Source organism: Streptosporangium sp. NPDC048047, assembly GCF_040653115.1.
GTDB lineage: Bacteria > Actinomycetota > Actinomycetes > Streptosporangiales > Streptosporangiaceae > Streptosporangium.
On sequence record NZ_JBEZNH010000006.1, the window covers coordinates 61,587 to 77,813 of the forward strand.

Sequence of the window (16,227 nt, forward strand, 5' to 3'; positions counted from 1 at the left end):
GTGTCATCCGCGCAGATCATCCAGCTCGCCCGCCTCGTGTCCTGCGGGTGCCCGAAACTCGGCCGTTGGGGTTGACCTGGGGGTCGACTGTTCTGTTCTGGCGGGCGTGATCGCTGTTCGTGGCGTTGCGGTTGCTCTATCTGATCCTCAGCGGTGAGCGATTCCAGTCCCATGACCGTGTGGGTCTTCCTGGGCGACGGTCCGCAGTGGCCGTCCGGTGTGTTCCAGACACGAGAACGCGCCGAGTCCTGGATCAAGGTCGGCGAGTTGACAGGGATGCTCACGGAGCACCCCCCTCGACGCGGGTGTCTACGACCGGGCGATCGAGCATGGCCATTTCCAGCCTCGCTCCGCCCACCAGCAGACTTCCTCATTCGTCGAGCGCTTCACGACCGCGCAGCAGGAGCAGCCCTCCTCGCCGCAGGAATCATCCGGCAACGACCCGCAGGGTGAGAGAACCTGCTGTCGCTTCGCCGGGGCGATTTAGATACTCGTCGGACGCAGGGTGGGCCTGGTTCGCCTGCGGACGGATCGGAGCCATGCCGCCTCGTGGTCATTTGACCTCAACCTCGGTCGGGGTTGAAGACTCCTCTGTACCGGTGTCGGGCAAGCTGAGTACAGGGAAGCGGTTGACGTGCGGGTGGTGCAGGCGGAGCGTTTCGGAGGTCCCGAGGTACTGGTTCCGGGCGAGGTGCCGGACCCGGTCGCCGGACCGGGACAGGTGGTGGTCGACGTATCCGTCGCCGGCATCACGTTCGTCGAGACGCAGATACGGCGGGGTGTCGACAAATGGCACGACAGGCCCGTCCTGCCGTACGTGCCGGGCGGTACGGTGGCCGGTCAGGTGGATTCGGTCGGGGAGGGCGTGGATCCGAGCTGGTCCGGACGGCGTGTCATCGCCGATGTGGGGGAGACCGGCGGCTTCGCCGAGCGCGCGGTGGCTGTGGTGGAGGGTCTGATCCCGGTGCCGGATGGGCTGGGGTTGCCCGAGGCCACGGCTCTGCATACCGACGGCAGCACCGCGCTGGGGCTGGTCGAGGGAGCCCGGATCCTTCCCGGGGAGTGGGTGCTGGTCGAGGCGGCAGGTGGCGGTGTCGGCACCCTGTTGGTGCAGTTGGCTCGGGCGGCAGGCGCCAGAGTCGTGGGGGCCGCGCGCGGCGCACGGAAGCTGCACATGATCCGTGGTCTGGGCGCGGATGTCGCGGTCGACTACTCGGACCCGGATTGGGCGAAGCAGGTACGCGAGACGACCGGTGGTACGGGGCCCGATGTGGTGTTCGACGGGGTCGGCAGAGCGATCGGCCGGGCCGCGTTCAAGGTGACGGCGGTCGGCGGTCGCTTCTCCATCCACGGTGCTTCCAGCGGTCAGGTCACGGAGATCGATCCTGCCCAGGCACAACGGCGCGAAGTCGAGGTGATCGGGATCGAGCAGCTCTTCGGTTTCGGTCCGAAGATGCGGGGCTGGGCCGAGCGGGTGATGTCGGAGGCGGCGGCGGGTCGGATCCGGCCGGTCATCGGGCAGACTTTCCCCCTGGAGCGTGCTGCGGACGCGCATGCCGTGATCGAGTCACGAAGTGCCCTGGGCAAGACTCTCCTGCTGATCTGACGATGCTTAGCGTGGTGTTCCCCGCGATCAGGATCATCTCCGGTCGATAGAGGCCGGAGGGAGTCAGCGAAAAGTCAGTCGCGCACCTCCGCGGCCACCGCCATCGCCCACCGGGTCTTGCCCACTCCGCCGGGACCGACCACGGTCACCTGCCGGTGCGCCCTGGCCGTCCCGGTCAGCCTGGCCCGTTCGCTCACCCGACTGATGAACGAGGTCGGCGGGATCGACAGAACCGATGCCGGGCCGGCGCCGGCCCGGCGTGGGCGCACGCCGGGCGAGCGCCCGCCGATCCGGCACATCCAGCTTGCGCAGCAGCGAGGAAACATGGCTTTCCAAGGTACGCACCGAGATGCACAGCCGTGCCGTGATCTCGGCATTGCCGAGACGGGCCCTGATCAGTTCCAGCATCTCGGCTTCCCAAGGTGAAATATCCCCTCCTGTCACCAGCACCCCAATTTGCCGCATGCCCTCCGTGATCCATCCGTGCTGACGATCCGTGGTCGCCACGGACGCGCAGCGGCCAATCCGGGCGGAAAGCTGAGCACACGCAAACAGGGGGGCGATGCGCCCCCGACGACAGGAGTACCATGACCGGCTCTTCCTCCCAGGAAATCAAGACCGTGCTCCATCCCGTGTCCAATCTGGCCGAGGCCAAGGCGGTGTACTCGGCCCTCCTCGGTGTCGCGCCACAGACCGACTCGTCCTACTACGTCGGCTTCGAATCCGGGGGGCAGCACATCGGACTGGTGCCAGGCGGTGGGCCGCAGGGCATGACCTCGCCGGTGGCCTACTGGCACGTGCCGGACATCGAGGCGAAGCTGGCCGAGGTGATCGCCGCGGGGGCCATCGTGAAGGAGGCCGCGCACGATGTCGGCGGTGGCCGCCTCGTGGCCACCGTCACCGATCCCGACGGCAACGTCCTCGGACTGCTTCAAGACCGATGAACGCCGACGCCGGTGCCACACCGAGCACCGGCTCACCCGCGACGACCTCAGGGCCATCAGTGCCCTTTTCAAGATCGAGTACATCGAGGTTTTCGGAGGGGAATCTGCCATGAGCGGCATCGAAACGACGGGCCACCTCGTAGAGAACCGCCCGCAAGGCTTCTTCCCTGGCGAACTCCATGAGAAAGGCAGCAACAGAGCATGAACGGGCATGTCAGCGCCAACCTGCTCAGCGGTGAGAACATTGAGCGGCAGCCTGAGAGGCGCGGAGCGAGGTTCACGCTCAACGGTGCGCTTTGGTCGCTGCAAGCGTTGTTCGGCTTCTTCTTCGCCGGGAGCGGTTTCGGCAAAGTGCTGTTGTACGACGGAGCTTTGTATGCGGCGGCGCCCCGGGCCGTGGCTTGGTACGCCGCGGTGCCGCAGCCTCTGATCGTCTTCATCGGGGTCTGTGAGGTGCTCGGCGGTGTCGGCCTGATCCTGCCGGCGATGACGGAAGTCAAACCGATGCTGACGCCGCTCGCCGCCATCGGCCTGACACTGACGATGATCCTCGCCGCTGGTTTTCATATCACGCGTAACGAATACGCATTGGTGCCCGCGAATCTCTTGCTGGGAGGCGTCGTGGCGTTCGTCGCGGTCGGACGATGGAGGCTACGGCCCATCGCACCCGCGCCCATCACCACCTCACGCGCACTCATGTCGTTCGCGGTCCTCGTCGCACTGGCTCTGCTGACATTCGCCCCGACGTGGTACACGATGACCAACGTCCAATTCTGATCACTCTGTTCCGTTCGGATCCGTGGACCCGCACACGACGCCGTCTCCCGGTCGGCCCCGGTCCTGATCGAGTGCCGGTGAGTCGACGTAGCCTGGCCCGCGTCGGGACGGGACAGAACGGGACGGGACGGCGGATGCGGTTCGGGTCGGGGTGGGCGGACGAGCGTGGTGCGACGGAGCTGCTGGCCGCGGCTCGAGCCGGGGACGATGCCGCTTTCGGATGCCTGGTGGGACCGCTGCGGGACGAGTTGCGCGCGTACTGCTACCGAATGCTGGGTTCAGTCCACGACGCGGAGGACGCGGTGCAGGAGACGATGGATCGAGCGTGGCGCAACCTGGAGCGGTTCGAGGATCGCGGGTCGATCCGGCCGTGGCTGTACAGGATCGCGACGAACCGGTCGCTGACGCTCATCGAACGGCGGGGACGGCGTGAACTGCCTGCGGATCTGAGTCCGGTGGGGGCGCCGCAAGCCGAGGTGACCTGGCTGGAACCGTACCCCGACCGTTCGATGAGGTGGACGGCGGAGCAGGTCCCGGAGGACCGGGCGGTGGCGCGGGAGAGCGTGGAGCTGGCGTTCGTCGCCGCCCTGCAGCATCTGTCCGGTCCGCAACGGGCGGTCCTGGTACTGCGTGATGTCCTGGGCTACACCGCCCGGGAGACCGCCGACACGCTGGAGAGCACGGTCGCGGCGGTCAACAGCGCCCTGCAACGGGCCCGCAAGGTCATGGCGGCCCTGCTCCCGGAGACCACCCAGCGGCGGACGCTGGACGCGCTGGGCGAAGCGAAGCGGCGGGAGCTGGCCCGGAAGTACGCGGCGGCCTGGGAGGCCGCGGACGTCGATGCCATCGTGGCGATGTTGACGGAGGACGCCAGATACTCGATGCCGCCACTGGCGACCTGGTACGCGGGTCACATCGACGTCCGCGGGTTCCTGACCGAGGCGGTGCCGAAGCGACGCTGGCGTTTCCTGCCCGCTCGGGCGAACGGGCAACTGGCGTTCGGTACCTACATGTGGGACGGGCGTCGAGCCGTCTACGTCGCGGCGGGCCTGGACCTCCTCACTTTGCGCGGTACCCGGATCGCCGAGGTGGTCTCGTTCCTGGACGCGGACCTCCCGGCGTTCGGCCTGCCATCGGAACTGGAGGAGAAGCGGTACGGCGATCCGCGATGAGTTTCCGGAGACGCGCGGGTTGTAGTCCCGACAGGAGTACCGACCTGAAGGGACCAGGGGTTCATGCCCACCGACGAAGAACAGATCCGTGACCTGATCGAGCGCTGGGCCGAGGCGGTCCACCGCGGTGATATGAACGGGGTGGTCGCCGACCACGCCGACGACATCGTGATGTTCGACGTGCCGCCCCCCTACGAGGGGGTGCGCGGCATCGAGTCCTACCGCCGGATGTGGCCGCCCTTCTTCCGATGGCAGGCGCAGGGCGCCGTCTTCGAGATCGAGACGCTGGACGTCACCGCGGGCGGCGACGTCGCCTTCGCCCACGCCCTGCTGCGATGTGGCACCCCGGAGCAGTTCGCCGGGAACCCGGAGAACCGGCTACGGCTGACGTTCGGGCTGCGGAGGCAGGGGGGCCGGTGGGTCATCGCCCACGAGCATCACTCGTTCCCGATCGTTGACACCGATCGGGACGGCGGCGCCGAACAGGAAGTGCGCCGGCTGCACCAAAGGTGGTGCGAAGCCACCGCCGCGAGGGATCTGGACGGCATGATGGCCGCCGTCGCCGACGACGTCGTGTCCTACGAGCACGAGGAGCCCCTCCGGTATCTCGGGGCCGAGGCCGTACGGGAGGTCTGCCGGCGCAACCTCGGTGCGCCCGGCGTCGCCGTCAGCCTGGACATCCCTGACCTGAAGGTGATCGCCCGGGAGGACCTGGCGGTCGCCTGGGGGCTCAACCACGTCCGGATCAAGCAGACCGACGGCCGGTTCCTCAGCAGCTGGTCACGGGGGACCCGGGTGTTCGAGCGGCGGGACGGCGCCTGGGTGATGATCCATCAGCACCTCTCCGTCCCGTACGACCCGGGCGCCGGTGAGGCGGATACCGACTCGCGTCCGTGAGATCTCGCCATGTCGATGCGTTCACCCTCCTACCGGGAAGGGGCCACGGACTTCGGCTGAACGGCCGGAGCCAGGATGGACTCATGATCGGCGAAGGCCGGTTGGAGTCAGTGAAAAGCCGGCGAACCCGCTGATACCAGGGCTCGGCCGAGACCATCGGACGGCACCGGACGGCATCCGACGGGGTGGCCCGGCACGCCTGACCAGTGTTCGCACCGAAGGGGTCAGGGGTTCGGATCCCCTCATCTCCACCCAGGTCAGAGGCCGCTTCCGAGAGATCGGGAGCGGCCTTCTGCGTTGTCGGGTGACCAACTGAGTGACTACGGCCGTACCTCATCACCGGGTGACCAACTGCGTGACCATGCCCCTCCGGGGCTCGCGGGGTTCAGCGGCCGGTGTCTCAGCGGTGAGCGGTTCCAGTCCCGGGACCGTGCGGGTCTTCCTGGGTGAGGGCGCGGTGGCTGTCAGGCGTGTTCCGGGCGCGAGAGCGGGCGGATTCGTGGATCAAGGACGGCGAACTGACGGGGATGTTCATGGAGCACCCACTCTCCACGGCTGGGCGATCGAGCGCGGCCGCTTCCGGCCTCGCGCCGCCCATCGGCGGAGCCCCTCGTTCGTCGGGCGCTTCACGACCGCGTACCGGGAGCACTTCCGCCACACCGCTGGTCACCCGGACTGAGGCTCCTGCGTAAAAGATCTTGTGGCAGCATCGCGGGATGCTGCGACTCACCGATTTCATCATCGACTGCCCGGACACGATGAAGCTGGCGGCCTTCTATTCCGAGGTGACGGGTCGTCCGATCAGGGAAGGCAGTGACGAGAACTGGGCCGGCATCAAGTTCGGCGAGATCGAGCTGGCCTTCATCCGGGTGGACGACTACCGCGCTCCGCAGTGGCCCGACAGCGAGCACCCCAAGCAGTTCCACCTCGACTTCGAAGTGGACGAGATCGAGCCCGAGCAGCGCCGCGTCCTCGACCTCGGTGCGACGCTGCGGCAGGACTTCATCAATCCCGAAGGCTACGGCTGGCGGGTCTACACCGACCCGATCGGCCACCCCTTCTGCCTGTGCCGCAACAAGGGCGTCATCTGGACCGACCAGGGCCCGACCTGGCCCAAGCGCGATTAAAGGGCTTGATCGACTGTTCGAGGATCGGTTGCACTCCTTGGGCCACTTGTTCGGCGATGTACTGCAGCCGGCCGTGATCATTGCTGTGGGATGTCTAAGCCTGCGGAGCGCAGTTTCGTCTCGACCAGCGTGGTCAGCCGGGCCATGGCCGGTGCCTGGTCTTCGCCGTGGTGGTTGAGCAGGCCGTATCGGATGACGTCGGTGGGGGTCTGGAGGCCGTTCGGGATCGCGAGCAACGCGGGGTTGGCGAGGAAGCGGCCGGCCATGGCGGTGGCGAGTTCCTCGAGGCGGGGATCGTCGGGTCCCCGGTCCTTGGCGGCCCAGCATCGCTTGTTCAAGGCGACGAACCGGGTGTCGTCGAGGGCCTGCTCGGCCTGGGTGAGGAAGTCGTCGAAGCCGTCGGGGACCAGGGCCCTGGCCAGCACCATGCCCTCGCGGTGGGCCGCCACCTCGGCCGGGGAGAAGCCGAGGTCGGCGGCCCGGTCCAACAGCGCGCAGGCCCGGTCGGGCAACAGGGTCCGGTCACCGTTGGCCAGCCGGTCCAGCAGGTCGCGGCGCGCGGTCAGCTCCTCGATCCGCTCGGTCAGCCGCTGTTTGACCTCGGCCAGGCCGGTGGCGAACCGCTGCGGGCCGGCGTCGAGCAGGGCGCCGATCTCGGGCAGCGGTACGCCGGACTCGGCCAGCGTCCGGACCTGGACCAGTCGCAGCAGGTCGGACGACCCGTAGCGGCGGTAGCCCGAACCGTCCCGGCGCGGTTCGCCGACCAGGCCGAGCCGGGGGTGGTGGCGGATGGTCTTGATCGTGACACCGGCGAAGGCGGCCGCCTGGCCGACGGTCGCTCCACCCCCCTGGCTTTCAGGACGGCATCGAGATCCCGGACGACGGCTTCGAAGGAGTAGTCCGCCGACTTCTTCGATTTGCCGCGAGCCCGCTCGTCGTAGGTGATGTGTCGCCTCCCCGGCCCCAGGGCGTCGATGACCGGCCGTCAATACCGCCGGCTCGCGTAGGAACCGCTCAGGTAGACAACCGGGGTTCCTGTCCCGCCGGTGTCGGTCACGACCGGCGCGGTGTCTTCCACCGGCACATGCCACTCCAGGCCGAGTAGGTCACGTTTGAGCTCGTCATGCGGCCAGTGTCGACCCTGACCCAAGGTCAAGGTCAAGCCGCGGGCGTGTTCCGCGCCGGGTGCGGCACGGAGATCGTCGGCGATGGCGAAGCGGTCACCGCGTCGCCGGACGAAGCACCCGGTGTCGATGTCCGACGCCATGAGATGCCCGACGGTTCCGCCCTCACGACATGACCGGCAGATGATCCCAGTGATGAACGACGTCCGGGTCCGGCCAGGGCGGATGCTCGCCGCAGACCGAAACCCCGGAGGTCACAGCGCCCCGGGGGGGCCGGGCAGGACGATCTCGAAGAAGCTCTGCGCCCTGTATGTGGCGAGCTTCCTGGTCTTGCCGGTCCTGACGTTCAGCGCGTAGGCGGTCATGGTCCGGTACGGCGGGTCGATCACCGCGGGCTCGTCGTCCGGCACCTCGGACGCCGGCCTGCACCGCACGGACACGGTGAGAGCCGTGACCTCCTCGGCGCTGAGCCAGGTGCGCAGCGAGATCTGGGAGACGTCGGAGGGCAGGCCTTTGATGACGGTCGTCTCCCGTTTCTCACCGGTGAGCGTGTTCATGAGGGCGAGGTCACCGTGACGGCACGGCTTTTCGGCGGTGCTGCGGTTCTCGATCACCGCGACGGTCTTCCCGTCGGGGGCGAGCGGGCTGAAGTCGTAGTTCACCGGCTGGATGACCGACATGGTGTCGCTCTTGGCGGAGCCCGACCAGAGGTTCGAGATCGTCCGCAGCCGTGACCTGGGGGAGTGCTCCGCGAGGGTGATGGTGGAGCCGTCCCGTGACAGGCCGATGGGAACCCAGCGGTTCGGCAGCTCGCGGACGCCCCCGTCACGCATGTCGATGAGCAACGCGGGATCCTTGAACTCCGGGACCTTGCTGAAGGCCACGAACCGCCCGTCGTCCGACAGCATCAGGTGTGAGATGCTGCCCAGCCAGCCCCGCGGCACCTTGCGGGCCGCCGTCGTCTTCTGACCCGAGGCCAGGTCGCGGACCTGGAAGGTGCCTTCTTCGGCGCTGTAGTAGGCGATCTTCCGACCGTCCCGGCTGATCGCCAGCGGGCTGTCGCGCAGGCCGGTGCGGCCCGGGGCGAGGCTGGGCAGCGCCTCGGTGACGTAGTAGGCCTTCCCGCTCCGGGCGACCACCCGCCATGCTCCGTCCCGGCAGCCCGCCGGCGCCTTCCCGCCGACCGGCTTGCAGAAGGTCTTGTACGCGTGGCTCAACGGCCCCACCCCGCGCGCCGGTAGGTCGCCTGTGGAGGCGACCTTCTGCGGCCCGTCCGGCAGCAGCCGGATGGCGGCCGTCACACCGAGGGTGACGACCGCGACCATGGCCGCCGCGAGGTACGAGATCACCGTGCGCCGCCTGCGGTGATGCACCGCGATCGTCCGCTCGGCCAGGTCCACCTGTGGAGAGTCGTCGGCCAGGTCGATGAGCACGTTCCGCAGCCAGGTCATCGGTAGGCCTCCTCGGCTTCGATATCGGCGAGCCTCGGCGCGAGTTCGGGCGCCAGTTCGCGCAAGCGGGCCAGCGCGTAGTGAGCCTGGCTCTTCACCGTGCCGATCGAGCAGTCCATCAGCACGGCGGTCTCGCGTTCGGTCCGGTCCTCGTAGTAGCGCAGCACGATCACTGCCCGCTGCCGGGGCGGCAGCCGCATGAGAGCCCGGCGCATGACGAGCCGTACGACGGTGGAGTCCTCGCTCGAATACGCCCGGTCGGGCGGTTCGGCGGTCGGTAGCTCGCTCCTGACGCGGCGCCGCCGCCAGGAGATGTGCTGGTTGACCAGCGCCTTGCGCGCGTACGCCTCGGGGTGCTCGACGCGCGAGAGCCTGGACCAGCGTCCGAGCACCTTGAGCAGAACGCTCTGCAGCAGATCCTCGGCCTGGTGGGCGTCTCCCGTGAGCAGGTACGCGGTGCGCATCAGCGCCTGCTGATGGCCGGCGACGAACTCACGGAAGCTGTCATTGCGATCCAAGGCGACTCCTCTCGACCGTTACCGACTCCGGTGACCGGTCGAAAGGTTCGGTCCGCGCGGGCTGAAACTCCGGCCTCCGAGCCGGAGACGGCCCGGGGTAACGGTGTGGCCCGTGAGACCGCCCCAGGGGTTCGGGTCCCCTCACCCCCACAAGACGGAGGGCCCGACTCCAGATGGCGGAATCGGGTCTTCTGTTCGGCCGGGAGCTGTGCGGCCGGTCGTTCTCCGGAGGCGCGGACGCGACCTCACCACCGCCTGGGGGATCCTCCGAGCGGACGCGGAGGGCGTCCCCGGGGCGCCGGCCCGAAGCTCAGGCGGGGACGGGCTCCTGGCAGGCGGCTTCGAAGGGGGGATGGCTCTCGCCGGCCATCCGTTCGGCCGCGTCGATGTAGTCGGCGAGGGTGGCACGGGACTGGGCGAGCCGGTCCATCTGGTCGTCCAGCCGCTGCAACCGTGATCGCATCGCGGCCAGCAGCTCGGGACATCCGAGCAGCTCCGGGGCCTCTCCGGCCGCGCAGGGCAGCAGGTACGCGATGTCCTCGGAGGACAGGCCCGCACCGAGCAGGTGCCGGATCTGCTTCACCCGCAGTACGGCGTTCTGGTCGTACTCGCGGTAGCCGTTCGCGCCGCGGGCCGCCTTCAGCAGGCCCTGGGCTTCGTAGTAGCGCAACTGATGGGTGTTCACACCCGTCCGGCGACTCAGTTCTCCGATCAGCATGGAAACCTCACTTGACCTTCACACCGGTATCAACGTTGACGATGCTGCCATGAACAGCGGAACCGATACACCCGTGACGGTCGTCGGACTCGGACTGATGGGCCGGGCGCTCACCAGGGCGTTCCTGAGAGCCGGGCATCCCACGACCGTGTGGAACCGTACGGCCTCCAAGGCCGACCGGTTGGTGGCCGAGGGTGCGCGACCGGCGCCGACGGCCGGCGACGCGCTCGGGGCGAGTCCCCTGACGATCATCTGCCTCACCGACTACCAGGCCGTGCACGAGCTGCTCGGCACGAGCGACGGCGAACTGGACGGCAGGACATTGGTCAACCTGACCTCGGGCACCTCGGCTCAGGCCCGGGAAACGGCCCGATGGGCCGAGCGGCGCGGCGCCCGTTACCTGGACGGCGCCATAATGGCCGTCCCGCCGGCGATCGGGACCGCCGATGCGGTGATTCTGCACAGCGGGCCGCAGCGGGACTTCGAGGCGCACAAGTCAACGCTCGACGCGCTCGGCACCGTCACCTACCTCGGCGCGGACCACGGGCTGGCGTCCCTGTACGACGTGGCCGGCCTCGCCATGATGTGGAGCGTCCTGAACGCCTGGCTCCAGGGCACCGCCCTGCTCAGGACGGCCGGGGTCGACGCCGCGACGTATGCGCCGTTCGCGCGGCAGATCGCCGCCGTCGTGGCCGAATGGCTGCCCGGGTATGCCGAGCAGATCGACAGCGGCTCCTTCCCGGCCGAGGTGTCGGCCCTGGAGACCGACGTGCGGGCGATGGCACACCTGATCGAGGAGAGCGAGGCGGCGGGTGTCAACGCCGAACTGCCGAAGCTGATCAAGGCGATGGCCGACCGCTCGATCGTCGCCGGACACGGCGGAGAGCAGTATCCCGTGCTGATCGAGGAGTTCGGCAGAGCCCGCGACGACTGACCGATTCCGACGCCCGGACCTCGGTGGTCTCGGTGAGACCGGCATCCCGCGAAGCGGATCTCTCAGGGCTCCGGCTCATCCCGGCTCACACCCACTCGTGAGCACTCCGCAAGACGGAAAGCCCGGTTCCGCATCAGGAGCCGGGCCTTTTCGTTGTGTCGCCGGTCAGGTCCACCAGTCCCGGTCGGGCGGCCTGAGCCACATGCCGGGTGGCCCGGTGATCGGCCTGGCGTCGGCCGGCCGCAGGCCCGCGCCGGCGAAGCAGCAGGCCACGGCTCGGGACCGGCAGAGGTATGCAGTCAGTATCTCCTCGGCTGGCAGTATCTCCTCGGCTGGCTCGTCGTGGGCCACGGTGCCGCCGCCGGGATGGGTGTCCGGCATCACGATGCCGCCGTTGCGGGAGACGCTTCCCTGCTTGCCGCTCTTGGGGCTGTCGTACATCGCGTAGCAGACGGTTCCTGCGGACAGACGCTTCGTGACACCGTAGGTGTAGGCGGCGTACCCCCAGGGCCGGCTGACGACGCATCCGCCGGGCACGTCCGTGACTCCGAGGAGGGCCGGGCTGTCGGCCTGGTCAACGGTCGCCGCCGAGCCGGGCGCGTTCACCGAGACCGACATCGAGGAGTTCACCCGCGCCTACTCACGTCCTGACGGCTGGCGCGGCGCGATCGGCCTCTACCGGTCGATGCTGCGGGAAGGCGCCGAGGGCTACCGCAGTCCAGCGGAGGTCTACGCTGAGATCCTGAACAGCGGTGATGCGCTGATCCCTTGAGACCACCATCGTTTCCGGCATCACGGGTATCGGCTCGCGAACGGTCCTCTCGGGATGCGCGAAGACCGCATCGACCACCCCGCGGGGGACATGGTGGAAGAGCTGACCCACGTCGCGCCCGAGGTCCGCGACCGGCTCGTCGTCCGGTTCGGAGCCGAGGTGCTCGCCTGGTGTGATGCGTTGCCGGTCCTGGTGGACGAACTCGCTGCCCGCTGGGATCTGGATCTCGTCGCGGCGGGCGGAGGAGGCACCTCGCGGGTGTTCCGCTGCCTCAGGCGCGACACCGCCACCTCGGCGTGGCTGAAACTCACCCCGGAGCCCGAGATCGCCCGGCAGGAGGCCGAAGCTCTCCGGGCCTGGGACAAGACGCCGTCGGTCGTGACGCTGCTGGCATACGACCTGGCTGCCGGGGCCCTGCTGCTGGAGGACGTGGAGCCGGGAGTGCCGGTCAGGCGGTACGCCTGGAATATGACCGAGGTCGCGGCGCTGCTGCGGGACCTGCGGGTCTTCGCTCCCGCGCCGGGTGAGCACTCGGTACTGCGGCCCCTGTCCCACCGCGTGGGCTTCATGTTCGACCTGGCCGACCGCAGGCTGGCGGCGGCCGGCGCGACCGACCCGGCTGCCTCGGCGGTGCTCCGGAAAGCGCGGGCGGCGGCCCTGGAACTGGCAGCCGACGGGCCTGCGGGACTCGTGCATGGCGATCTTCATCCGGGTAACGTGCTGTCCGGCCCGGACGCCCGTCTGGTGGCGATCGATCCGAGGCCCGCCTGGGGCGACCCGGACTTCGACGCCGTGGACTGGGTGCTCGAGGGAGCCGCGGATCTCACCGCGCTGGAGCGAAGGATCGAGGAGCTGGCGGCACTGGTTCCCGGTCAGTGTCCTCGTCGTGTGCTGGGCTGGTGCCGGGCCCTGGCCGCCCTCATCGCGGTCCCCCGGAGGTGCGCGGGGCGAGACGACGCACAGACCCGGTTCCTCATGGCTCTGGCCCACGGCTGATCCCCTCGCCGGCCTCAGCCGGTTCCCGTGCCACCGTGCCCATCGGTCGCGCTCACGGCGTCAGGCCGGACATCATCCGGCAGCGCGGGCATCTGCCAGTCCTCGGTGGGCAGGGGCGTCCAGTCGTGCGCGAAGGGCCCCTGCCGTGTTTCGATCAGCCCGATCACCTCCTCGCGGGCCGCGAGGACGCCTTGGTGCGACCGGTCATCGATCAGCCCGAGCCGGCGACCGTGCTCGTACTCCTCCACGTCCTTCCACCGGATGTGTGACAGGTCGGGGTCGGCGACCAGGTCCAGCAGGAGGTCGTAGGTGTCGATACCCATGTGGGTGCGCCGCTTCGGCAGGTCGAAGTCGACGTACCAGGTGAGCGGGCGTCGATCGGCGTCGAAGTACTGTCGCACCGTGAAGTAGGCGTCCAGGCCGTACCAGCTGCGTACCGTGGTGTCCTGCCACGTCCACCACCCCAGCCGCCACGTGCCCGATGCCAGTTCCTGGAGGGTCCGGTCCCGGCCGTGCCCGTCGTGCAGGAACGCTGTGATCCACGTGGTCGACACCAGCCCACGCAGGCCCGGCCAGCCGGCCACCGTCAGATGGTCGCCGACGTCCTCCAGCACTCGGTACGGCATCGCCGACCAGACTTTGCCGCCCCACACGTGGCGGCGTACCACGGTCGTTCCCGCCTCGAAGCGCCCCGGTGCGTTGATCGTCATCCAGTGATCCTCCACCATCCGGCGTCCGGAACCGGATACGGGCGCGGGTCCTGCCAGGATCGGCCGTCGACGAGACCGGGGCGCGGGGCGAACGGAAGGCGGAGCAAGCTCACCCCTGCCGACTGGGAGCGGTCATGTTCGGCGTCGGGATGGGCGCGACCCTTCCCGGACGGGGCTGGTCCGGCGCCTCGGTGACCGTCCCCACCTGGAGGGCTCCGGCCCTCTGCCGGCGATATGTCCTTCGCCATGGAAATCGGCCCGGTGTCACCGATTCCGGCCCGGTCGAGCTCAGGACGAGTAGTCGATCCAGAGATACCAGACGGGCGCATCCGAATCGGCGTCGTCGCTGGGACCTTCCATCAGTACGTCGATCTCGCCATGCGCGAACTTCTTGGTGGCGACCTCCTGAATGTCGGACGGATCGAGTTCTGCGAAGGGGCGGGTGAAATGCCAGCCCTCTCGGTGAAATGCGGCCAGCGCCTTTCGTGCGTTGTCGACACCCGACACCGTCACGACCACCGTGCCGTCGCTGTCCGGGTCGGCCTGACAGTCATCCCCGAGTTCGACCGACTTGACCGAGCCTGCGGGAAGCAGCCGGATCACTTCCTCTTCGAGCCGGGGCGCCTGCTGTGCCGCCCGCTCCTTGCACTCCGCCACGTGAATGCCGCACGAAGGGATGGGGGACAACAGCACGGTGATTGTCAGGGCCGAGACCAACCCCTTGATCAGACTCACGACCCCAAGCCTGACATGGCCCTCGGCGCCGTGCCAGACCTTCAGATCTCACCGTCCCCGGAAGCGTCGCCGGCCGACCGGCCCCATGGCGGTCAGGCGATCACCGACCGGGCCGGAACCGTGCCGGTGCGGACAGGCGAACGGGCCGGAACCGATGACATCGGCCCCATTCGAAAGGCACAGGGCAACCGGCGAACGCCCGCGCCGGGTACGGTCGCTTCCCGCGAGGATCGATCATGTCTCCCGTTCCCGGGCGAGGTCGGAACTCACGGACGTTCACGGCCGCTTTTCGCGCGCGAAACCGCGCGGGCCCTGTCGCGGTCCCGCGAGGCGTGTGATGGTGACGCCGGGTGCCGGAGCCCTCCGAGTGCCTCCGCCGGTCAGGGGTTGCGATCTCGCTACGAGAGGTAGGGGCTGAAATGGTCGGCGACGGTCTCCGCGATCGCGGCGGCGTCGAGGGAGCCGTCGACTCCGATCACGCGGATGCCGAGCCGGTGGGCGTTGCGGACGGCGTCGTCCGCGACGAGGCGGTCCCGGGCGAGGCGGTTGGCCTGTGCGCGGGCCGGATCGCTGACGCGGTGCCCGAGCGAGGCGGCGCGCGGTAGTTCCCGGAGCTGGCGCCGGCGGAACTCCGGCGTGGGCACCATGACGACCATCCGGCGCGGTGAGTCGATGATGGGCGCGACGAGTTCCGGGCGGAGTCCCCAGCCTTCGGCGATGATCGGGTGGCCTGAGACGAGCGCGCGCAGGTCGTCCAGGGCCCACCCGAACCGGTCCGGGAAACCGGCCAGGGTCGCGGCGGCCATCTCCTCCGGGGTGGTGTGGACCCACATCCTGTCCGGGTCGGGCTCGGTGGCCGGCTCGCCGAGGCCGACGCGACGGGCGATCCGGCGGTCGTTGTGCCCGCGGGCGTCGTGGTAGTCGTAGTGGTAGACGGTGACGCGGCATCGGGCGGCCAGGAGCCGGGCCACGGTCGACTTTCCGGCCCATTGGCCACCGCCGATCCACAACGCGCGGCGCAACGTGCCGAAGGGGTCCCAGACGTCGCTTCCCGCAAGAGAGTCATGGCCGGTCATCCAGGTCCTCCTGTTGTCTCCTGTTGTCTCCTGTGTCGAGACTGTCTCCTACGTTGAGACGCGATCGGTCATGGACGCCGGGGCCGAGGGGCCGGCGGCCGGTGCCGGCTACCGTCGCCCGCCGGCGAGCCGGGCGGGGGGTGTGGAATGACGGGCGCGGTGGCGGCGTACCGCGTCCCGGTTGGCGCACGGCTGGGAACAGTAACGCTGCCGGGCGGTGCGTGAGGTGTCCGCGAAGATCCTCTCGCAGTCGGCGGCGGCACACCGTCCGAGCCGGTCCATGCCCCGGCTGACGAGGTGCATCGCCGTGCCCACGGAGATCAGTGCGAACAGCACCGCGCCGAGCGGCTGCAGGTCGTCGCGGTAGTGCAGGTGCCAGCCGTGGGCGTGGTCGGTCAGCCGGGGGTAGGCGGCCGACCGGGCCAGCATCTCGTTGACCAGCCCGGCCTTCGCGCGCTCGTCCGTGGCGTCGACGACCTTCGTCCAGACGTCGACGACGGCGAGGGTCTGGTCGAGATCCGACGGTTCGACGGGGCGTTCCAGCACCAGGCCGGCCGCGCGGCAGCGGTCGGCGAGTTCGCCGGCGCTCGCCGGCGGGCGGTTCGCCAGTTCCGCGGCGAAGTTCACCACATCCGCGCCGTAAGGGTTGAGGTGCATAAGCCCATTACAT

At 69.1% G+C, this 16,227-nt stretch carries 20 protein-coding genes and 1 pseudogene; 9 read left to right on the forward strand and 12 right to left on the reverse strand.

Translation table 11 applies throughout. The features are described 5' to 3' along the window. Positions 1-634: 634 nt before the first annotated feature. Complete coding sequence (locus tag AB0D67_RS07250; protein WP_362930894.1) at positions 635-1,606, forward strand: zinc-binding dehydrogenase; 972 nt, start codon at positions 635-637, stop codon at positions 1,604-1,606. 74 nt (positions 1,607-1,680) lie between these two features. Here AB0D67_RS07250 and AB0D67_RS07255 read toward each other — a convergent pair whose 3' ends face one another. Both AB0D67_RS07255 and AB0D67_RS07260 read right to left on the reverse strand, forming a co-directional pair. Continuing rightward, entirely contained in the window at positions 1,681-1,803 is a 123-nt protein-coding gene (locus AB0D67_RS07255) for a hypothetical protein (protein WP_362931246.1), read from the reverse strand. A gap of 127 nt (positions 1,804-1,930) precedes the next feature. Further along, positions 1,931-2,071 (reverse strand): annotated as a pseudogene (locus AB0D67_RS07260) (hypothetical protein); the annotation flags it as partial. Between the two features lie 122 nt (positions 2,072-2,193). On the opposite strand from AB0D67_RS07260, the gene AB0D67_RS07265 reads away from it, so the two are divergent. The 5 genes from AB0D67_RS07265 (at position 2,194) to AB0D67_RS07285 (ending at position 6,523) form a co-directional block, all read left to right on the forward strand. Then, the gene (locus AB0D67_RS07265) at positions 2,194-2,550 is read left to right on the forward strand and encodes a VOC family protein (RefSeq protein ID WP_362930896.1); all 357 of its coding nucleotides are present in this window, start codon (positions 2,194-2,196) and stop codon (positions 2,548-2,550) included. Positions 2,551-2,751: 201 nt separating this feature from the next. Then, positions 2,752-3,327: a DoxX family protein gene (locus AB0D67_RS07270; protein ID WP_362930898.1), complete on the forward strand. Its 576-nt coding sequence runs from the start codon at positions 2,752-2,754 to the stop codon at positions 3,325-3,327. Positions 3,328-3,404: 77 nt separating this feature from the next. After that, positions 3,405-4,499 carry a sigma-70 family RNA polymerase sigma factor gene (locus AB0D67_RS07275; RefSeq protein ID WP_362930900.1) on the forward strand — a complete coding sequence of 365 codons (1,095 nt, stop codon included), beginning with the start codon at positions 3,405-3,407 and terminating at the stop codon, positions 4,497-4,499. 63 nt (positions 4,500-4,562) lie between these two features. Beyond that, positions 4,563-5,396: a nuclear transport factor 2 family protein gene (locus tag AB0D67_RS07280; RefSeq protein ID WP_362930902.1), complete on the forward strand. Its 834-nt coding sequence runs from the start codon at positions 4,563-4,565 to the stop codon at positions 5,394-5,396. Positions 5,397-6,112: 716 nt separating this feature from the next. Continuing rightward, the gene (locus tag AB0D67_RS07285) at positions 6,113-6,523 is read left to right on the forward strand and encodes a VOC family protein (protein WP_362930904.1); all 411 of its coding nucleotides are present in this window, start codon (positions 6,113-6,115) and stop codon (positions 6,521-6,523) included. A 77-nt stretch (positions 6,524-6,600) separates the two neighbouring features. Here the strand turns inward: AB0D67_RS07285 and AB0D67_RS07290 are convergent, their stop codons facing one another. The 5 genes from AB0D67_RS07290 to AB0D67_RS07310 all read right to left on the reverse strand — a co-directional run bounded on the left by AB0D67_RS07290 (position 6,601) and on the right by AB0D67_RS07310 (position 10,334). Further along, positions 6,601-7,512, reverse strand: coding sequence for a MerR family transcriptional regulator (locus tag AB0D67_RS07290; RefSeq protein ID WP_362930906.1), 912 nt, complete (start codon positions 7,510-7,512; stop codon positions 6,601-6,603). Further along, entirely contained in the window at positions 7,509-7,790 is a 282-nt protein-coding gene (locus AB0D67_RS07295; RefSeq protein WP_362930908.1) for a hypothetical protein, read from the reverse strand. The genes AB0D67_RS07290 and AB0D67_RS07295 overlap by 4 nt, the downstream gene beginning before the upstream one ends. Before the next feature lie 111 nt (positions 7,791-7,901). Then, the gene (locus AB0D67_RS07300) at positions 7,902-9,098 is read right to left on the reverse strand and encodes a hypothetical protein (RefSeq protein ID WP_362930910.1); all 1,197 of its coding nucleotides are present in this window, start codon (positions 9,096-9,098) and stop codon (positions 7,902-7,904) included. Continuing rightward, a complete protein-coding gene (locus tag AB0D67_RS07305; protein WP_362930912.1) occupies positions 9,095-9,616 on the reverse strand; it encodes a SigE family RNA polymerase sigma factor in 522 nt (173 codons plus the stop codon). The genes AB0D67_RS07300 and AB0D67_RS07305 overlap by 4 nt, the downstream gene beginning before the upstream one ends. A gap of 310 nt (positions 9,617-9,926) precedes the next feature. Next, a complete protein-coding gene (locus AB0D67_RS07310; RefSeq protein ID WP_362930914.1) occupies positions 9,927-10,334 on the reverse strand; it encodes a MerR family transcriptional regulator in 408 nt (135 codons plus the stop codon). A 49-nt stretch (positions 10,335-10,383) separates the two neighbouring features. Here AB0D67_RS07310 and AB0D67_RS07315 point away from each other — a divergent pair, with 49 nt between their 5' ends. Next, the gene (locus AB0D67_RS07315) at positions 10,384-11,268 is read left to right on the forward strand and encodes an NAD(P)-binding domain-containing protein (protein WP_362930916.1); all 885 of its coding nucleotides are present in this window, start codon (positions 10,384-10,386) and stop codon (positions 11,266-11,268) included. A 165-nt stretch (positions 11,269-11,433) separates the two neighbouring features. Here AB0D67_RS07315 and AB0D67_RS07320 read toward each other — a convergent pair whose 3' ends face one another. Next, positions 11,434-11,805, reverse strand: a complete 372-nt coding sequence (locus tag AB0D67_RS07320) for a hypothetical protein (RefSeq protein WP_362930918.1) — start codon at positions 11,803-11,805, stop codon at positions 11,434-11,436. A 4-nt stretch (positions 11,806-11,809) separates the two neighbouring features. On the opposite strand from AB0D67_RS07320, the gene AB0D67_RS07325 reads away from it, so the two are divergent. Together AB0D67_RS07325 and AB0D67_RS07330 are read left to right on the forward strand one after the other, a co-directional pair. Further along, positions 11,810-12,040, forward strand: coding sequence for a hypothetical protein (locus AB0D67_RS07325; protein ID WP_362930920.1), 231 nt, complete (start codon positions 11,810-11,812; stop codon positions 12,038-12,040). A 54-nt stretch (positions 12,041-12,094) separates the two neighbouring features. Further along, complete coding sequence (locus AB0D67_RS07330; RefSeq protein WP_362930922.1) at positions 12,095-13,036, forward strand: aminoglycoside phosphotransferase family protein; 942 nt, start codon at positions 12,095-12,097, stop codon at positions 13,034-13,036. Between the two features lie 14 nt (positions 13,037-13,050). Here AB0D67_RS07330 and AB0D67_RS07335 read toward each other — a convergent pair whose 3' ends face one another. From AB0D67_RS07335 to AB0D67_RS07350, 4 genes are all read right to left on the reverse strand, one after another. Next, a complete protein-coding gene (locus AB0D67_RS07335) occupies positions 13,051-13,746 on the reverse strand; it encodes a DUF402 domain-containing protein (RefSeq protein ID WP_362930924.1) in 696 nt (231 codons plus the stop codon). 288 nt (positions 13,747-14,034) lie between these two features. Then, complete coding sequence (locus tag AB0D67_RS07340) at positions 14,035-14,481, reverse strand: hypothetical protein (RefSeq protein ID WP_362930926.1); 447 nt, start codon at positions 14,479-14,481, stop codon at positions 14,035-14,037. Between the two features lie 398 nt (positions 14,482-14,879). Next, on the reverse strand, positions 14,880-15,557 hold the full coding sequence (locus AB0D67_RS07345; RefSeq protein ID WP_362930928.1) for a hypothetical protein: 678 nt from the start codon (positions 15,555-15,557) through the stop codon (positions 14,880-14,882). A 108-nt stretch (positions 15,558-15,665) separates the two neighbouring features. Beyond that, the gene (locus AB0D67_RS07350; RefSeq protein WP_362930930.1) at positions 15,666-16,214 is read right to left on the reverse strand and encodes a CGNR zinc finger domain-containing protein; all 549 of its coding nucleotides are present in this window, start codon (positions 16,212-16,214) and stop codon (positions 15,666-15,668) included. Positions 16,215-16,227: the final 13 nt, after the last annotated feature.